Annotated in this window: 12 protein-coding genes; 11 read left to right on the forward strand and 1 reads right to left on the reverse strand. The window is 75.6% G+C overall.

What is annotated here, in order from left to right:
• Positions 1 to 548 precede the first annotated feature (548 nt).
• From ACPXCB_RS14840 to ACPXCB_RS14860, 5 genes are all read left to right on the forward strand, one after another.
• Positions 549 to 1,364 (forward strand): hypothetical protein, encoded by an 816-nt coding sequence (locus tag ACPXCB_RS14840; RefSeq protein ID WP_425875758.1) that lies wholly within the window; start codon positions 549 to 551, stop codon positions 1,362 to 1,364.
• A gap of 199 nt (positions 1,365 to 1,563) precedes the next feature.
• Positions 1,564 to 3,039 (forward strand): phenylacetate--CoA ligase family protein, encoded by a 1,476-nt coding sequence (locus ACPXCB_RS14845; RefSeq protein ID WP_425875760.1) that lies wholly within the window; start codon positions 1,564 to 1,566, stop codon positions 3,037 to 3,039.
• Between the two features lie 3 nt (positions 3,040 to 3,042).
• Complete coding sequence (locus ACPXCB_RS14850) at positions 3,043 to 3,483, forward strand: DUF4188 domain-containing protein (RefSeq protein WP_425875762.1); 441 nt, start codon at positions 3,043 to 3,045, stop codon at positions 3,481 to 3,483.
• Positions 3,480 to 4,598 (forward strand): hypothetical protein, encoded by a 1,119-nt coding sequence (locus ACPXCB_RS14855; protein ID WP_425875764.1) that lies wholly within the window; start codon positions 3,480 to 3,482, stop codon positions 4,596 to 4,598. Before ACPXCB_RS14850 ends, ACPXCB_RS14855 begins: the two co-directional genes overlap by 4 nt.
• Before the next feature lie 2 nt (positions 4,599 to 4,600).
• Positions 4,601 to 5,584: a nitroreductase gene (locus tag ACPXCB_RS14860; RefSeq protein WP_425875766.1), complete on the forward strand. Its 984-nt coding sequence runs from the start codon at positions 4,601 to 4,603 to the stop codon at positions 5,582 to 5,584.
• Positions 5,585 to 5,657: 73 nt separating this feature from the next.
• On the opposite strand, the gene ACPXCB_RS14865 is transcribed toward ACPXCB_RS14860, so the two are convergent.
• Positions 5,658 to 6,947: an MFS transporter gene (locus tag ACPXCB_RS14865; protein ID WP_425875768.1), complete on the reverse strand. Its 1,290-nt coding sequence runs from the start codon at positions 6,945 to 6,947 to the stop codon at positions 5,658 to 5,660.
• Positions 6,948 to 7,157: 210 nt separating this feature from the next.
• On the opposite strand from ACPXCB_RS14865, the gene ACPXCB_RS14870 reads away from it, so the two are divergent.
• From ACPXCB_RS14870 to ACPXCB_RS14895, 6 genes are all read left to right on the forward strand, one after another.
• A complete protein-coding gene (locus tag ACPXCB_RS14870) occupies positions 7,158 to 10,145 on the forward strand; it encodes an MXAN_6230/SCO0854 family RING domain-containing protein (protein WP_425875770.1) in 2,988 nt (995 codons plus the stop codon).
• Between the two features lie 69 nt (positions 10,146 to 10,214).
• Entirely contained in the window at positions 10,215 to 10,517 is a 303-nt protein-coding gene (locus ACPXCB_RS14875) for a WXG100 family type VII secretion target (protein ID WP_425875772.1), read from the forward strand.
• 7 nt (positions 10,518 to 10,524) lie between these two features.
• Positions 10,525 to 12,189: an alpha/beta hydrolase gene (locus ACPXCB_RS14880; RefSeq protein WP_425875774.1), complete on the forward strand. Its 1,665-nt coding sequence runs from the start codon at positions 10,525 to 10,527 to the stop codon at positions 12,187 to 12,189.
• On the forward strand, positions 12,186 to 12,725 hold the full coding sequence (locus ACPXCB_RS14885; RefSeq protein ID WP_425875776.1) for a hypothetical protein: 540 nt from the start codon (positions 12,186 to 12,188) through the stop codon (positions 12,723 to 12,725). The genes ACPXCB_RS14880 and ACPXCB_RS14885 overlap by 4 nt, the downstream gene beginning before the upstream one ends.
• Before the next feature lie 269 nt (positions 12,726 to 12,994).
• Entirely contained in the window at positions 12,995 to 14,701 is a 1,707-nt protein-coding gene (locus ACPXCB_RS14890) for an ABC transporter transmembrane domain-containing protein (RefSeq protein ID WP_425875778.1), read from the forward strand.
• Entirely contained in the window at positions 14,698 to 16,563 is a 1,866-nt protein-coding gene (locus ACPXCB_RS14895) for an ABC transporter ATP-binding protein (RefSeq protein WP_425875780.1), read from the forward strand. Before ACPXCB_RS14890 ends, ACPXCB_RS14895 begins: the two co-directional genes overlap by 4 nt.
• Positions 16,564 to 16,651 lie beyond the last annotated feature (88 nt).

Consider the following 16,651-nt stretch of genomic DNA (forward strand, 5'->3'; position numbering starts at 1 on the left):
GGCCCCGGCGGGGGGGGCGGGGGGGGGCCGGCCGTTCCACCCCCCCGCCCCCCCCGTTCCCGCGGGTCCCTGGCGTGGGGCGGGGCCGGCGGGCCCGGGCCGCCCGGGGCCGGGTGCACAGTCGTTCGCCGCGAGCCGACAAGCTGCCGCCGGCGCATTCGGCCGTGCGGGTCGCGACGGTGGACGCCGTCGAGTTGCCGTTGCCGCCGCCCGGGTCGCCCGGCACCGGGGCCTGAGCCGCACGGCAACGGCCGGCCCCGTCACCGACTGCCCGACCGCCGCCCTCGACGTCGCCTCGGCCGTGGAGCGGGTCCGCGCCGACCCGCGCGTCGCGCCGGGCGCGATCGTCGCGGCGGGTGATCGACGTACCGGGCGGGCGGCGCGGGTTCGACATGCTGGACCCACACCGACGAGTCCCGGCGGGCGGTCGAGCAGGCGGCCGACTGGATCTCGCAGCGACTGGTCCGGTGACCGGCTTCCCTTCCCGCCCCTGACCGGCGACGCTCAGCGGCGCGACGGCGGGCCGGGCGACCGAGAGGAGTCCGCGAGTGCACGTCAGCATGGCGACCAGCGCCGGTAGGGCCGGCAGGCCGAACGAGGACTTCGTGGGCGCTGTCCCCGGCGCCGCCGTGCTGCTGGACGGCGCCGGCATCCCGGGCACGGAGTCGATCTGCTCCCACGGTGTCGCCTGGTACACGCACCGCCTCGGCGGCGCGCTGCTCGGCCGGCTGTCGCGCGACGACGGGCGGGACCTCGCGGCGATCCTCGCCAGCGCGATCGACGAGACAGCCGCCGACCACCGCGACACCTGCGACCTCACGAACCCCGGCAGCCCGCAGGCGACCGTGGTGATCGTCCGCGCACACCGGGGTCGCCTGGACCATCTCCTGCTCGCGGACTCCTTCCTCGTCCTCGACCAGGTCCGCGGCGGCCCGCAGGTCCGCACCGACGAGCGCGAGGTCGCTGCCAGGCGGGTCTGCTCGGCGCCGCTGGACGGCGTCCCCAGGGGAACCCGGGAGTACGACCGCATCCGGGACTCCTGCGTGGCGGCGCTGCGGGCGCGCCGGAACCAGCCGGGCGGCTACTGGATCGCCAAGGACGATCCACAGGCGGCGGAGGAGGCGGTGACCGGCAGCCGGCCCCTCGACGACCTCAACGGCGTCGCGCTGCTGAGCAACGGCGCGAGCCGCATCGTCAGCCCGTACGGCCTGACCGACTGGTCCGGCGTAGCGGACCTGCTCGGCGCGCACGGGCCGGCCGAGGTCATCCGCCGCGTCCGGCAGGCCGAGGCCGGCGCCCGCGGCGGCCCCGATGCGCCGGTTCCGGACGACGCCACGGTCGCCCACTGCACCCACCTCGGGTAGGGGCCGGCGCCCGGATCGATATGGGTGCGGATACTCAGCGTCGGTCGGTGCGACAGCTCAGGCATCCGCGGTCGGCTGCGCCGAGGATTCTGACATGGCCGAGACGCTGCATCGATACGCTGAACCGTCCTTTCTCACGGCACCACGTCTGACGGCCGGCGAGCGCTGGCGACGGGCACGTCTGACGATCTTCGGTCGGTTGATCGGGGCGGCGGTGCGGCTCGCCGGCAGCCATCCCGCCTCGTGGCGGTGGTCGGCCCGGCGGCACCACCGGGCACTGGACCTGCTCGCGGCGGCGAACGCGCGGGCGGGTTGCGCGCTCGCCGCGCTGGACGTCCCGGCGTACCGCGCCTTCCTGCGCGCCCGGCCGGCCGGGGCCCGCCGCCGGCTACGGGACTTCCCCGAGACCGACAAGGTGAGCTACGTCGTCCCCTTCGACGCCGCCCGGCGCTGCCGGGGCGGACGACTGCCGGAGCGGGGCGTGGTGGTCGACGAGTCGGCCGGCTCGTCGGGTCGGCCCTTCAACTGGCCCCGGGGCGAGCGCGAGCTGCGCGCGGTGCACCGCGACATCGTCGGCTACACCGGCCTGGTCTTCCCGATGCGTCGCCCGTTCGTCATCAACGCCTACTCGATGGGCGCGTGGGCGACCGGGACGACGACCGGCGCCGCGATGGCCCGGATCGCGGTGGTCAAGAACACCGGCCCGGACCTCGGCAAGATCGTCGACACGCTTCGCGAGTTCGGCCCGGACTTCGACTACCTGGTGACCGCGTACCCGCCGTTCCTCAAGCACCTGCGCGACCGGCTCGACGCCGAGGGCTTCGACTGGTCGCGCCACCGCATCTTCGCGAGCTGCGGGGGAGAGGGGATGACGGAGGCGCTGCGCGGCTACCTGGAGGAGCGGTTCCTGCGGGTTCGGTCGGCGTACGGCGCCTCGGACCTGACCATCGGCATCGGGGCGGAGACCCGGTTCACCGTGTGGCTGCGGGGGCGCCTGCGTAGCGACCCCGAGCTGCGGGCGGCACTGCTCGGCGCCGACGAGCAGCGGTTGCCGATGGCGTTCCAGTACAACCCGTTGGCCACCTACCTGGAGACCAACGGGCGCCGGGAACTGCTCTGCACGATCACCGGTCCCGACGTCCTGCAGCCACGGCTGCGGTACAACGTCGGCGACGAGGCGCTGCTCGTCAGGTACCGACGGATCCTCGACCTGGTCCGCCGCGACCCGCAGCGCTGGGCCGAGTGCCGCGCGGCGCTGGCCAGCGAGCGGATGACCCTGCCGGTGCTGCTGCTGTTCGGCCGGCGCGACTCGACGGTGTCGTACCTGGGCGCCAACCTCTATCCGCAGGACGTGGAGTACGGCCTCTACGCCGACAACCCGTACGCCGCCGAGATCAGCCGGTTCTGCCTGTCGCTGGCCGAGGACGCCGCGCTGGAGACCCGGCCCGTGGTCCACCTGGAACTGCGCCGCCCGCTGTCGGGGTCGGACCGCGAGGCTCTCGCCGCCGCCTGCCGCAGCGGCGTACGCCGGCACCTGGCGGCCGTCTCCCGCGACTTCGCGCAGTCGCTGACCGAGGACCCGACCGCCGGTGATCTCCGCATCGAGCTGCACGAACCGGGCGGCGGCCCGTTCGCCGGACAACAGAAGATCAAGAACGTCTACCTGAAGGGCTGAGCGATGCGTACCCGTGACTTCTCCCGCGCCCCCGCGCGGGCCCAGGCCGGCGCCATGTTCTTCGGCGCCACCCGCTACCGCGGGCCGCTGGCGATCCTGCGGCTCTTCCCGGCCTGGCGCCGGATGGTCCGCGACATGCACCGCATGTCCGGATACCGCTGGCACCGGGTGTACTGGGAGTTCCCGTTCACCCTCGGCACCGTCGCGTTCTTCACCGACCGCGAGGCACTGATGCGCTTCGCCCGCTCCCGCCACCACCGCAAGCTGATGGTCTGGCTCACCGACGGCGACCGCAACGCCACCGCGGGCTTCATCCGGCTCTTCACCGCCGAACCCGACGGCTACTCCAACGGGCTGTGGCGGGCCGAGTCCACCGAGTTGGGGCACATCGAGACGTTCACGCCGCTGGGCTCGGAGACGGTGGGACCGGCGGTGCGGCGATGACCGCCCCGCGCGGCCTGGAACGGGTCGTCGACCGGCGCGGCCTGCGCGAGTTCCTGGCGCTCACCGACCGGGTGTACGCCGGTGAGCCACGCTTCGTGCCGCCGACACGCCAGCAGGTGCGGCGGTGGTGGCGCGACGGCGTGCCGATGTACGTGCTGCGCGACGGCGGCACCGGTGTGGTCGTCGGGCGCACCACCCTGCACACCGACGCCGCCCTCGACGCCAAGCTCGGCCGGCGGTGCCAGCTCTTCGGGCTCACCGAGTTCACCGAGGCGGCGGCGCGACCGCTGTTCGAGGCGATCGTCGCCGCCGCCCGCGCCGCCGGCGACCGCGAGGCGCTCTTCGGGCCGGTGGCGTTGCTGCCCAACCAGTCGGGCGGCGTCATCACCTCCGGGTACGCCGACCGGGGCTTCATCGACAGCGCCTGGAACCCGCCCCGGTACGTGACCGCCTACGAGTCGTACGGCTTCCGCCGGCGGTTCGAGTCGGACACCTGGATCTGCCCGGTCTCCGCCGGCGACGACGACCCGCGCGGCACCGACCCGCGCGGCACCGACCAGCCCGGCACCGACCCCGACGGCGCGGAGCTGCGGGTGCACCGGGGCGACATCCGGCGCCTCGCCGAGCAGCTCGAACTGCTGCGCGGGATGCTCAACGCGTCCTTCGCCCAGCTCGGCTACTACACCGAGATCTCCGCCGCGCAGCTGCGCCGGCAGACCGACGGGCTCGCGTACCTGCTGGACGAGTCACTGCTGCTCTACCTGACCAGGGCCGGGCGGCCCGTGGCGTTCGTGCTCTGCGTACCGGACATCAGCGAGTTCGTCGTCCGGGTCCGGGGCGACCTCAACCTGCTCCACCAGCTCCGGCTGCTGGCGGTCCGCCGCCGGTACCGGCGGGAGGCGGTGCTGATCGTCAAGGGCGTGCTGCCCGAGTACCAGGGGCGCGGGTACCAGCGGCTGCTCTCCGGCGCGCTGCGCCGCAACCTGCACGCCGGCGGGTACACCACGCTGCGCAGCACCTACGTCGGCCGGGACAACCCGGCCTCGGCCGCGCAGTACCGGGCGTCGGGCGGCCGGCCGCTGCACGGGTACACCTTCTACGAGAAGGCGCTGTAGAGATGGACCTCGCGGCGTTCCGCGCCCTAGCGCCGCTCTGCTGGCGGGCGCCGAGCGCGCACAACACCCAGCCGTGGCGCCTCGACCATCAGCCCGGGGCGGTCCGGGTCGGCTGGGAACTGGCGTACACCCTGCCGGCGGCCGATCCGTCCGGCCGGGACCTGCGGCTGTCCCTGGGCGCCTTCGTCGAGACCTGTCTGGTCGTCGCGGCCGACGCCGGGCTCCGGCTGCGCTTCGTCGCCGACCACTGTGCCGCCGACCGTCGGGCGGGCTGGCTGCGGGCGTCCCCGCACCGCTACGACACCCCGTTCGACGCGGCGCAGGTGCTCACCCGCCGCACCCACCGGGGTCGGTTCTCGGCCGGCCCGGACGCCGAGGTGCTGGCCGCCGCCGACGCCGTCGCGCGGGCGTCGGGCGGGACGGTCCGGGCCGTACCGGACGCCGGCCGGCTGGCCCGCCTGCTGAGAGCCGCCGACCGGCAGACGTACGCGGAACCCGCGGTGGTCGCCGAGCTGCGGTCGTGGCTGCGGCTCACGCCAGCGCACCCGGACTACCACGCCGACGGGCTCACCGACCGGTGCCTGGGTCTGTCCGGGCGCGAGGCGACCGCGTTGCGGGCGGCGCTGGCGGCGTACCCGGTCCTGCGCCCGCTGGGCCTGCCCCGGCTCCTCGCGGCGGCGTCCGGCAACCCGCTCGCACGCGGTGGCGCCGTGATCGTCCTGATCGGACCGCCGGGGACGGACGACGCGACACATGTCGAATTCGGTCGGGTGCTCGCGCGCGTGTGGCTGACCCTGCACGCGGCCGGGCTGGCGGCGCACCCGCTGAGCCAGCTGATCGACACCGCCGCGACCCGCGACGCCCTCGGCGCGCTGCTGGGCGTGGCGTCGGAGCGCCTGCTGCACGTGGCCCGGGTCGGCCGGCCGGTGGGCCCGGCGGCACCCTCGGCACGCCGGCTCGGCGGCTCCGGGCAGGGCTACCGTTGACCCCCGGCGAGGGTGGCGGCACGGCTGCGTCGGTGCCGCGCGCGGGCCGGCGTGCGGGTGGTACGTCCCGAGGTCACGACGCCTGGCTGGTCGCGGGCCGCGGGAGCGCCGGCGTGCGGGTCACCGGCTCCGAGCCGGCGCGGCGGATCGGGGTGAACAGCCCGCCGACCGCGACCAGGAGGCACCCCGATCCCGCGAGGACAGTGACCGCGGTGACGCCGTAGCGGCCCGCCGCCCAGGTCAGCACGGCGGCGCCGGCCGGACCGAGCGCGTAGTGCGTGCTCCAGAACGCCGAGGTGACCCGCCCGAGCAGGTGGTCCGGCGTGATCTCCTGGCGCAGCGACATCGAGCAGATCCCGCCCACGCTGACGCCGCACAGGTAGACCGCGGTCAGCACGGTGACGCCCCGTACGCTCCCGACGACGCCGATGCCCACGATGGCGAGACCGCACACCGCGTGCGCGCCGATCCAGGTGATGCCGAAGCCACGCCTGCGGCGCAGCGGCGCCACCAGCAGCGCCCCGACGACCGTGCCCAGGGCCGCCAACCCCAGCACCGTGCCGACCGTGCCGTCGGAGCCGCCGAGGTCGTGCTTGACGTGGTAGACGAGGACGTCGGTGAAGCCGTACGTCAGGAAGATGAAGACCGACAGCAGGACGGTCAGCGACCGGAGCACGGGCTGCCGCCAGAGGAACCGCGCGCCGGCGAGGAACTCGGCCAGCCGGCCCCCGCGCGCCGCCGCGCCGCCGGCCCGCTCACCCTCGTCGGGCCGCCGCAGCCGCACCAGCCAGAGGCCGAAGGCCGACAGGGCGAAGCTGGCCGCGTTGATGGCGATGGCCGCCGTGGCGCCGAAGCGGGCCGACACCACGCCGGCGAGCAGCGGCCCGAGCACGGCCGCCGCCGCGTACGCCGCCTGAAGGCGACCGTTGGCCTCGGTGATCCTGGGCCGGTCGACGAGGTTGCGCACCGCCGTCACCGCGGCGACCTGGAACACCATGCCCGCGGCCTCGCAGATCGGCAGCACGACGAAGAGCAGCCAGACCTGCGGACCACCGAGCCAGGCCAGGGGGATGAGGCCGTAGAGCACCAGCCGGACCAGGTCGGCGGTGATCATCAGTTTCCGTCTGTCGTACCGGTCGACCAGGACGCCGCCGAAGATCCCCGCGCCGACAGACGCGGCACCGGCCGCGGCCGTGAGCAGGCCCATCTGGGCGACCGACCCGGTCGCGTGGAGCACGAGCAGCGGCACCGCGATGTAGGCGAACGAGTCGCCGGCGGCGGAGAGCGACTGCGCAGCCCAGTAGGCGCCGAAGTCGCGATCGCGCCACAGGGGACGCAGAACCGGATCGGTGCGTCGGCTCATACCGGCGAGGGTAATCCGATCCGTCCGGCGGGCGTTGTCCCTGGCGAGCCAGACGGGCGTGTGCTGACCGGGAATCGGGGTGAGGTTGGCCGTGGCTGCCCGTATGATCCTCCCCGCGGTGGGCGGCTCCCCGCGGTGCTTCCTTCTCACCCTGTCCTGGCAACTAGCGTCGCGACTCTCCGCCCACCGCTTCGCACGGGAGGCGCGAGCATGGATCCGCTGGCTGTGGTGCTGCTGCGACGCACCGGCCGGGTCGCGGTGGTGGGCACGGGCGCCGCCCCTGCGGACGGTGTCGCCTGGGTGGCCGCGCTCGAGGCCGATCTGGCCGGTCGTGGCTGGCTGCTCCGGGAGGACCTGCGCGCGGCGGCGGCCCGGCTGCCGGCGGTGGTGCGGGTCCGGTGGGCCGACTGGCTGCTGGCGACCATCGACGAGATGGTCGGCGCGGACCGCCCGATGCTGCCGCTCTACCGTTCGTTCCCCGACACCCCGCGCGACGTCGAGGCGGTCTACGTACGGCGGCTGCTGACCCACCTGTTCGCCGTGCCCGGCGCGCCCTGCGTGCTGTGCGGCCGCGAGGACGGTGGCGCGCCGCTGGATCCGTGCGGCCATCCCGTCTGCCCGGCGTGCTTCCCGCCGGAGCAGATCACCGCGTGCCCGATCTGCGGGCGCCGGCTGGCGGCGGACGACACCTACCTTCCCATCGTCGCGCCCTCGGCCCCGACGCGACGCCCGCTGCGGCGAGCCGGTGCGTCGGCCGGGGACGCCGGCGAGCACCCCGTCCCGGCCGCACCGATGCGCCTCGCCGGGCTCGAGGCCGACCCGGTCGGCGCCGCGGTCCGGCTCCGGGACGAGCTGGTCGCCCGGCCCGCCGCGCTGAGCGAGTCCGACCGGGCCGACCTCGGGGTGCTGGTGGACGCCACCGCGCCGGGCCGCCTCGACTGGCTGCCCGAGGTGGTGCCCGCGCGGGAGACCCTCGCGCTGGTCGTCGCCCGGGCGCTGCACGCCGCGACGGGCACCCCCGGCTACCGCGACGTGGTCGCCGCGGCCCGGCGGCGGTGGTCGACCGCGACGGACGTGGCGCGGACCCTGTGGGCGTACTCGGGTGGGGACCCGGGGCTGGTCCTGCCGCGGCGCGACGACGAGTCCACGGCTCCGGGCGTGGCCTGGCGTCCGGCCCACGAGCCCGCCGTCGTCGTGCCGGTCACCCGGGTGCGGGCCCTGCCCCGGCCGCTGCGGCGCGCGGCTCTCGCACATCTCGACGCCTGCGGTGCCGCGGGCGCGGCCGAGGATCTGCGGCGGCATCCGACCGTCTGGAAGCGCCTCGGCGAGCGGCTGCACCCGTACGAGAACGTGGCCGCGCACCCGGCGGCGGCCGTCGCCTTCGCCGCGCTGCGCGGCACCCGCGCGGCCCGCACCGGTGTCCTGGGCGCGGCCATCGTGGCGGCCTGCGCCCGCGAGCCCCGGCGGCTCGTGCCGACCGGGCACCCCGACGGCACGGTCACGGTCCGCGTGCGGACCCACGCGTCCCTGGTGGAGGAGGCACTGACCGGCGACGACGCGGCGGAGGCCGCCCGCCTGCTCACCGAACGTCCGGGCGAGATGTGGCGCCGGCTCGACCACCTGCTGCGGGTCGCCGGGGACGATCCGGCGGCGTACGCGGCCGTCGAGACAGCCATGCGCCGGACCGTGGCCCGGGTGGCACCAGGTGTGCTCGCCGCGGCGGCGGCTCAGCTGACCGGCCGCGACCGGACGGTACGGGCGACGGCCGCCGAGCTGGCGGCCACCGCCCGGGCGCGGGCGGCGGCGCGGGCCCGCAGCTCGGAGCAGACCGGTGCCGCACCGGCGCTCACCGTCGGCCTGGGCGACGTCCTGCGCGCCGTCGCGCGGGGCGTGCGCGGTGTCGGCCCCGGCTTCCTGCGGGGGGCGCTCCGGCCGGGCGGCGAGGCAGCCCCTCCCGCCGAGGCGCCGCCCGGAGACGGCACCGTCGATGAGTCCGGGACCGTCGAGGAGTCCGGGATCGTCGGTGGCCGTCCCGGTCCCGGTATGCCCCGGCGGGTGTTCCATCCCCGCGGCAGCGTCGTGACCACCTGGACCGAGCCCGAGCGCCGCCCGCCGGTGCCCGCGCCGGCGATCACCGCGGTACGCGAACTGGTCGACGCCGAGTTGACCGTCCGCGCCGCCCGGCTCGGCCGGTTCGACGTGGCCGTCCTCGACGCCGCCCTGGCCGAGGTGCCCGCGCCGACGCGGGAGCGGGCCGCCTCGGCGCAGCTGGCGGGGTGGCCCCGGGGCAGTGTGCGGGCGCTGCCCGGCGCGCAGGTGTTGCGGTTCTTCCTGCACTGGGAGGACCCGGGCGCCACGCGGGTCGACCTCGACCTGTCCTGTGTGTTCTTCGACCGGGACTGGCGGCGGGTGGGCCACTGCGACTTCACCCGGTTGCGTTTCGCCGGCGACGGCGCGATCCACTCCGGCGACCTCACCTCCGCCCCGGCTCCGCTCGGGGCCACCGAGTTCCTCGACCTCCACCTGGCCCGTCTCGCCGAGCGCGGCGTGCACTACGCGGTGCCGACCGTCCTCAGCTACAACGCCGTGCCGTTCGAGGCCCTCACGGAGGCGCTCGCCGGCGTCATGCTGCCCCTCACCAGGGGCGAGCAGTTCGACGGGGCCCGGGTCGCGCAGCGGTTCGACCTGCGCGGCAACGCCCGGATGCTGCTGCCGATGGTCGTGGATCTGCGTTCCCGACGGTTGCTCTGGACCGACCTGACCCTGACCGGCCGTGGCTACGGCCACAGTGTCGACCGCCACGGTGACCAGCTCGCCCGAGCGGCCGCCGACCAGTGGGAGCACTTCCTGGGCGGCCACCACGCCACGGTCCTCGACCTGCTGGCGTGGCACGCGGTCGGGCGCGCCGACCGGATCCTGGTCGGCCACGCGGACCGCACCTACACCGAGGTACCGGCCGACGTGGCCGCCGTCCGCGCGGCGGCGTCGGTGGACACCGGCGGGATCCGCGTGCCGCCCGACCTGGCCGGCCGCACGGTCCTGGCCGGCGCCGTCGACCCCGACGCCCTCGACCGGCTGGTCCCCGCGCCCGCCCCGGTCGCGCCGGGCTCGACGGTGGTGACGGTGACCGGCACGCCCGGCCACCCGTGGACGGTGCTGCGCGCCGGCGACGTGCTGGCCGGGCTGGGCACCGGCTGAGTCGACCGATCCGCGCGGTGCGTAGGGCGGTTAGGTAGGCTCGCATCGATCTTCGCGGGAGGCCAGTCAGTGATCGAACTTCACGTCGAGCCGGAGTTGCTGGAGAAGGCGTCGCGGGTGTGCGACGACCTGCGGGACGACCTGCGGCGCGGTGTGTCCGACGTCGGAGACGAGACGCGGGCCGCGGTCTCCGGTCTGCCCGGCTGGCAGACCCGGGTGGCGCTGGAGCAGCTGCGCTGGTCGTGGTCGGACGACCTGGCCGGGTTGGAACGTTATCTGTCCCAGGTCGGCGACGCCCTGCAGGGCTGCGCGATGGACTACCGCTACAGCGACGAGGCCAGCGCCGCCCGTTTCGACATCCCCGGGCGGTGACCGCACGGTGGTGACGTACGCGGACCTGCGCGAGGCGCGCGTCGCCCCGCTGCGGGACGCCGCGCAGGCCTGGACGGATCTGTCGCGGGCCTGCGCGGAGCTGGAGGCGCGGTGTGGGGCCGAGCTGACCGGGCCGCTGCGCTCCTCGGGCTGGCAGGGGCCGGCCGCCAGCGCCGCGATGGGCCGGCTCAGCGAGCTCGACGACGAGTTCGAGGTCGCGAGCCTGCAGACGCGGACCGCCGCGAGCGTGTTGCGGGAAGCGGCGGAGGAGTTCGGCGACCTGCAGCGGCGGTTGGAGTCGGCCGTCGGCGCCGCCCGATCCCTCGGACTGACCGTGGACGAGGCCGGGCGGGTGTCCGCGCCGGCGATGGCGGCAGGGGACAGGCACGACCCGGACGCGGAGACGCTGCACCGTCGACATGTCCGGAACGCCGCGATCCACACCGACCTCATCACGCGGATCGTCGCCGAGGCCACCGAGGCCGACAGCCGGATCGCCCGCGCCCTGAGCCAGCTGAAGCCCGGCGCGCCGGGGCAGTTCGCCTGGGAGTACGACAGGGCCAACGACGGCGCCCTCGCCGCCGCCGCGGCGCTCCAGCTCAGCGAGGACAGCATCCCGGCGCCGGGCAGCAGCCCCGCCGACGTGCACGCCTGGTGGAGCGGTCTGTCCGACGACGAGCGGCAGGTCTACCTCACCGCCTACCCGGAGCGGATCGGCGCACTCGACGGGCTGCCCGCCACGGACCGCGACGCGGCGAACCAACTGGCGCTGCGTACGTTCGTCGGTGACGACGTGGGCCGGCACCGCGATCGGGACGACCCGCAGCACGCCGCCGCGCTCATGCTGCTGGACAAACTGGAAGGCACGGAGAACGCGGCTCCGCACGAACGGCTCTACCTGCTCTCGGTCGATCCGGCGGGTGACGGGAAGGCGGCGGTCGCGATCGGCAACCCGGACACCGCCGCCCACACGGCGGTCCTCGTGCCCGGCGTCGGCACCGAGCTCGACGACATCCGCGGCCTGATCGGTCGGGCCAACGACCTGCGGGAGGCCTCGGTCGAGCTTGCTCCCGCCGGCAGCGACGTCTCCGTCGTGGCCTGGCTCGGCTACGACACCCCGTCGCTGGACCTCGACATCGTCAGCGCCGTGTTCGGAGCCAGGTCCGAGGCCGGCGCCCGCGCGCTCGACGGCTTCGTCGACGGGCTCCGCGCCTCCCACGACGACGGCCCGTCCCACCTCACGGCCATCGGTCACAGCTACGGGTCGACAGTCCTCGGCGAGGCCGCCAGCAACGGCGACGGCCTCGCCGTCGACGACATGATCGCCGTCGGCAGTCCCGGCATGCGCGTCGAGAACGCCGGCGAGTTCAACATCGACCCGAGACACGTGTGGGCCGGTGCCGCGGCCGACGACACCGTCGTCGCGCGACCGGAGGAGACGATCGGCTGGCTCGACCGCGTGCCCGTCGTCGGGGAATGGATGGTCGACGGCCTCGTCGGCATCCACGGCCCCGCCCCGCACGACCCGGAGTTCGGCGGCAACGTCCTGCACGTCGACACCTCCGGCCACAGCGGATACTGGGCGCAGAACAGTCAGATGCTGCGCTCCCAGGCGGCCGTCATCGTCGGCGACTACGAGGCAGCCGCCCTCGACCACGGCACAGCCCCATGACCCCGCGTCACCGCACGCCCCGGTGGCGCGCCGTGGCGGTGACGGCCGTGCTGGTGCCCGCCACCGCCTGCGCGGGCGGGGAACCCGGCTCGTCGTCAGGAAAGGACGATTCGTTGCAGACCAAGGCAGCCGCCGAGGTGAGCACCCTGGCCGAGGCTCGCGCCCAGGCCGTCGCCACCACCGCCGGCGTCGCGCTCGACGCCTGGCGGACCAACACCTCGCCCTGCCAGGGCCAGCGGGGCGAGATCGCCGACGACGGACGGTGGACGTTGAGCGGCTTCGCCGGACTCCCGGTCCCGCCCGCCGACCAGATCACCACGCTGCGGCGCATCCGGGACATGTGGCGGCAGCAGGGCTACGAGATCACCGAGGACCGCACCTTCGCCGACGGTACCCGGGGCGCCGTGTCGATGCGCGACCCCGACACCGGGATCACGATCAGCCTCACGACCACCGCGAGCCGGGACCGCGTCGCCCTGATCCTGGCGACTGACTGCTACCGGCCCGCAGCCGGGGAGGACCCGGCCAACGCCTAGGGGGAGCCGGCGCGGGTCCTGACGCAGGAGTGCGTCCGCGCGGTGTTCGGCCTCGAAAGCCAGGTGATCGTCGATCCGACGTCGCAGAAGCCGCTGATGCTGCCGATCGGCCGCCATCACGTGGCGACCAGCCCGGGCCCCGGCGCGCCTGACGGTCGCCGAGCCCCCGTTCACCGGAGCCATTAGGTGAGGCTAACCTGGCCCTCGATCGCTGGGAGGGCGTAGCTCGTGCACACATCGTCGTTCGCGCTCGTCGGGGCCTGACGCCCGTGGCAGCCGAGAAGATCAGCGGCGGGACGGTCCTGCGCCGCGCCCTGCGCCGCCAGCGCGGCCGCGTGGTGGCCGGCACCGCACTGCTCTGCACCCACCAGGCCACCGAGGCCTTGGTCCCGGTCGCCATCGGCGTGATCATCGACCGCGCGGTCGCCACCGGGGACGTACGGGCGCTGCTGCTCTCCCTCGCCGGTCTCGCCGTCCTCTTCACCGTCCTCGCCTTCGCCTACCGCACCGGCGCCCGCCTGGGGTACGCCGCCCTGGAGCAGGAGGCCCACCTGCTGCGCGTCGAGATCGCCAGCAGCGCCCTCGACCCGCGCGGGAACCGCTCGGGCATGCGCGACGGCGAGCTGCTGTCCGTCACCGCCTCCGACGCCGAGTTGACCGCGCTCGTCGTACGGGTCGCGGGGCTCTGCGCCGCCGCGCTCACCGCCATCGCGGTCTCCGCCGTCGCGCTGCTCGTCGTCGACGTCCCCCTCGGGCTGGGTGTGCTCGTCGGCGTGCCGCTGGTGGTCGTCGCCCTGCAACGGATGGCGCCGCTGCTCAGCCGGCGCAGCGCCGCGCAGCAGGAGGCCCTCGCCGCCACGACCTCGCTCGCCGTCGACCTCGTCACCGGCCTGCGCGTGCTGCGCGGCATCGGCGCGCAGGACCACGCCGCCCGCCGGTACGCGGCCGCCAGCCGCCACGCCCTCGACGTCACCCTGCGCGCCGCCACCACCAAGGGCCTGCACCTCGGGCTCACCACCACGGTCAACGGCCTCTTCCTCGCGGCGGTCGCCGGGGTCGCCGGCTGGCTCGCGATCCAGGGCCGACTCACCGTCGGCGAACTCGTCGCCGTCGTCGGGCTGGCCCAGTTCGTCGCCGAGCCCGTGCAGACGCTGGGCTGGTCCGTGCAGCTGTTCGCCATGGCCCGCGCCAGCGCCGGACGGGTCGCCCGGGTGCTCGGCGCCGAGCCGCTCACCCGGCCGGGTACCGCCGGGCCACCCGCCCCGGACCCGGCGCGGCTCACCCTCGACGCGATCGGCTACGCCGGACTCGACGGGCTGTGCCTGCGCGTCGGCGCCGGTGAGGTCCTGGGTGTGCTCGCCCACGACCCGAGCGAGGCCGAGGCGCTGGTGACGCTGCTGTCCGGCCGCGTGCCCCGGGAGGACTACCGGGGCACGCTGTACGTCGACGGCGTGCCCGCCGAGGACCTGCACGTCGACGCCGTACGCGGCATCCTCCTGGTCGAGCAGCACGACGTGGCGTTGTTCGAGGGGACGCTGCGCGCCAACCTCGCCGCCGGCACCGACGCCGACGAGGCGGTCCTGTGCGCTGCCGTACGCGCCGCGGCGGCCGAGGACGTGCTCGCCGCGCACCCGCACGGCCTCGACCGGCTGCTCACCGAGCGGGGCGCCAACCTCTCCGGCGGGCAGCGGCAGCGGATCGGGCTGGCCAGGGCGCTCGTCGCCGACCCACCGGTGCTGGTGCTGCACAACCCCACCACGGCGGTCGACGCGGTGACCGAGGCGCTGCTCGCCGAGGGGCTGACCTCGGCCCGCGCGGCGGCGGCCCGCGGCACGGTGCTGATCACCAACAGCCCGGTCCTGCTGCGCAGCACGCACCGGGTGGTCGTGCTCGACCGCGGGCGGGTCGTCGCCGAGGGCCCGCACGAGCACCTGCTCGCCAGCGACGCCCGCTACCGGGAGGAGGTCCTGCGATGACCGACGAGTCGAGCACGCCCGGCGTGCGGACCAGGCGGCTGCTGCCCACGGCCACCGCGCGGCAGACCTGGGCCGCCCTCCGGGTCGAGTTCGCCCGGCTGCCCGGGCTCAGCGCCGCCGCCGGCACGTTGCTGGTCGCCGCGGCGGCGACCGGGCTGGTCGCCCCCTGGGTGCTCGGCCGCCTCGTCGACGACGTCATCGCCGGGTCCGACACGCCCCGGATGGTGGCCTGGGCGGGGGTGATCGCGGGCGCCGCGGTGCTCGCCGGCGTCCTCACCGCGATCGGCGCCGCGCTCACCGCACGCCTCGGCGAGACCGTGCTGGCGCGGCTGCGGGAGCGGGTCCTCGACCGTGCCCTGCACCTGCCGTCGGCCACGCTGGAGCGGGCCGGGACCGGGGACCTGGTGGCCCGCGCCGGCGACGACGTGGCCGTGGTGACGAACGTGATCGCCACCAGCGGACCCGCCTTCCTCGGCGCGCTGCTGTCCATCGTGCTGACCGCGGCGGGGCTCTTCGCCCTTGACTGGCGGCTCGGCCTCGCCGGGCTGGCCGCCGCCCCCGCCTACGCGGTGGCGCTGTACTGGTACCTGAGGCGGTCCGTTCCGTACTACGCGCGCGAGCGGGTGGCGACCGGCGAGCGGGCACAGGCCATGGCGGGGGCGCTGCGCGGCGCGGCGACGGTGCGCGCGTACCGGATGGAGGACGCACACGTCGGTCGGATCGCCGATCGTTCCGCCACGGCCCGCGACCTGTCGTTGGAGATCTTCGGCCTGCACACCCGGTTCGGGCTGCGGATCAACCGGTCCGAGTTCGTGGGGCTCGCCGCCGTACTGCTCGCCGGTTTCCTGCTGGTCCGCGACGACCTGGCGACCGTGGGGGCGGCGACCACCGCCGCCCTCTACTTCCACCGCCTCTTCAACCCGATCGGCCTGCTGCTGCTCCAGTCCGACTCCGTGCTCCAGGCCGGGGCGAGCCTCGCCCGGCTCGTGGGCGTCACCGCGCTGCCCGACACCGCTGGGCCCGACGGTTCCGGGCCCGCCCGTGCGCAACGGCCCGGGACGGCAGGGCCGGGCGCGCTCGAACCCGCGGCGCTGGAGGTGGTCGTCGACCGGCACTGCTACGACGACGGACCCGTCGTGCTGCGGGACGTCGCCCTCCGTCTCGCACCGGGGGAACGCGTCGCCCTCGTCGGCGCGAGCGGCGCGGGCAAGAGCACGCTCGCCGGTGTCGCCGCCGGAATCATCGCGCCCACCCGCGGCTCGGTCCGCTTGCGCGGCGTGCCGCTGACCGACCTGGACGAGCACCGCGTCCGGCGCGAGATCGCGCTGATCAGCCAGGAGGTGCACGTCTTCGCCGGGACGCTCGGCGACGACCTGCGCCTCGCCGACCCGGACGCCACCGACGCCGAGATCACCGCCGCGCTCGAGCTCGTGGGCGTCGCCGACTGGCTGCGTACCCTGCCCGAGGGTCTCGACACGTGCGTGGGGGAGGGCGGGCGGCACGTCACCGCCGCCCAGGCCCAGCAGCTCGCCCTGGCGCGCCTCGTCCTCGCCGACCCCGCCGTCGCGGTCCTCGACGAGGCCACCGCGGAGGCCGGCAGCGCGGGCGCGCGTGACCTCGACCGCGCCGCCACGGCGGCCACCGAGGGCCGTACCACGCTGATCGTCGCCCACCGCCTCAGCCAGGCGGCCACCGCGGACCGCGTCGTCGTCCTGGAGCACGGGCGCGTCGTCGAGCACGGCACGCACGAGCAGTTGCTGGCGGCCGGGGGCGGGTACAGCCGCCTGTGGCGGTCCTGGAGCGCGCCCGATCCGGTCCTCCCCAGGGGGCGCGAGGGCGCGGAGGCCGCCGTTCATCGTTGACCGGCCGCGCGTCGGCGCGGGTCGCCGGCGACGGCCCCGGGGCGGCGGACCGGGCGCTGCCCCGGGGTGACGTCACCCGCCCGGGCGG

The organism is Micromonospora sp. DT62 (genome assembly GCF_049847285.1).
Lineage (GTDB): Bacteria > Actinomycetota > Actinomycetes > Mycobacteriales > Micromonosporaceae > Micromonospora > Micromonospora reichwaldensis.

What these genes read in the sequence shown, in the direction of transcription:
- ACPXCB_RS14850 (WP_425875762.1), top strand. Translation starts at nt 3,043, where the DNA reads ATGCGTACCCGTGACTTCTCCCGCGCCCCCGCGCGGGCCCAGGCCGGC.
- ACPXCB_RS14855 (WP_425875764.1), top strand. Translation starts at nt 3,480, where the DNA reads ATGACCGCCCCGCGCGGCCTGGAACGGGTCGTCGACCGGCGCGGCCTG.
- ACPXCB_RS14860 (WP_425875766.1), top strand. Translation starts at nt 4,601, where the DNA reads ATGGACCTCGCGGCGTTCCGCGCCCTAGCGCCGCTCTGCTGGCGGGCG.
- ACPXCB_RS14865 (WP_425875768.1), bottom strand. Translation starts at nt 6,947, where the DNA reads ATGAGCCGACGCACCGATCCGGTTCTGCGTCCCCTGTGGCGCGATCGC.
- ACPXCB_RS14870 (WP_425875770.1), top strand. Translation starts at nt 7,158, where the DNA reads ATGGATCCGCTGGCTGTGGTGCTGCTGCGACGCACCGGCCGGGTCGCG.
- ACPXCB_RS14885 (WP_425875776.1), top strand. Translation starts at nt 12,186, where the DNA reads ATGACCCCGCGTCACCGCACGCCCCGGTGGCGCGCCGTGGCGGTGACG.
- ACPXCB_RS14895 (WP_425875780.1), top strand. Translation starts at nt 14,698, where the DNA reads ATGACCGACGAGTCGAGCACGCCCGGCGTGCGGACCAGGCGGCTGCTG.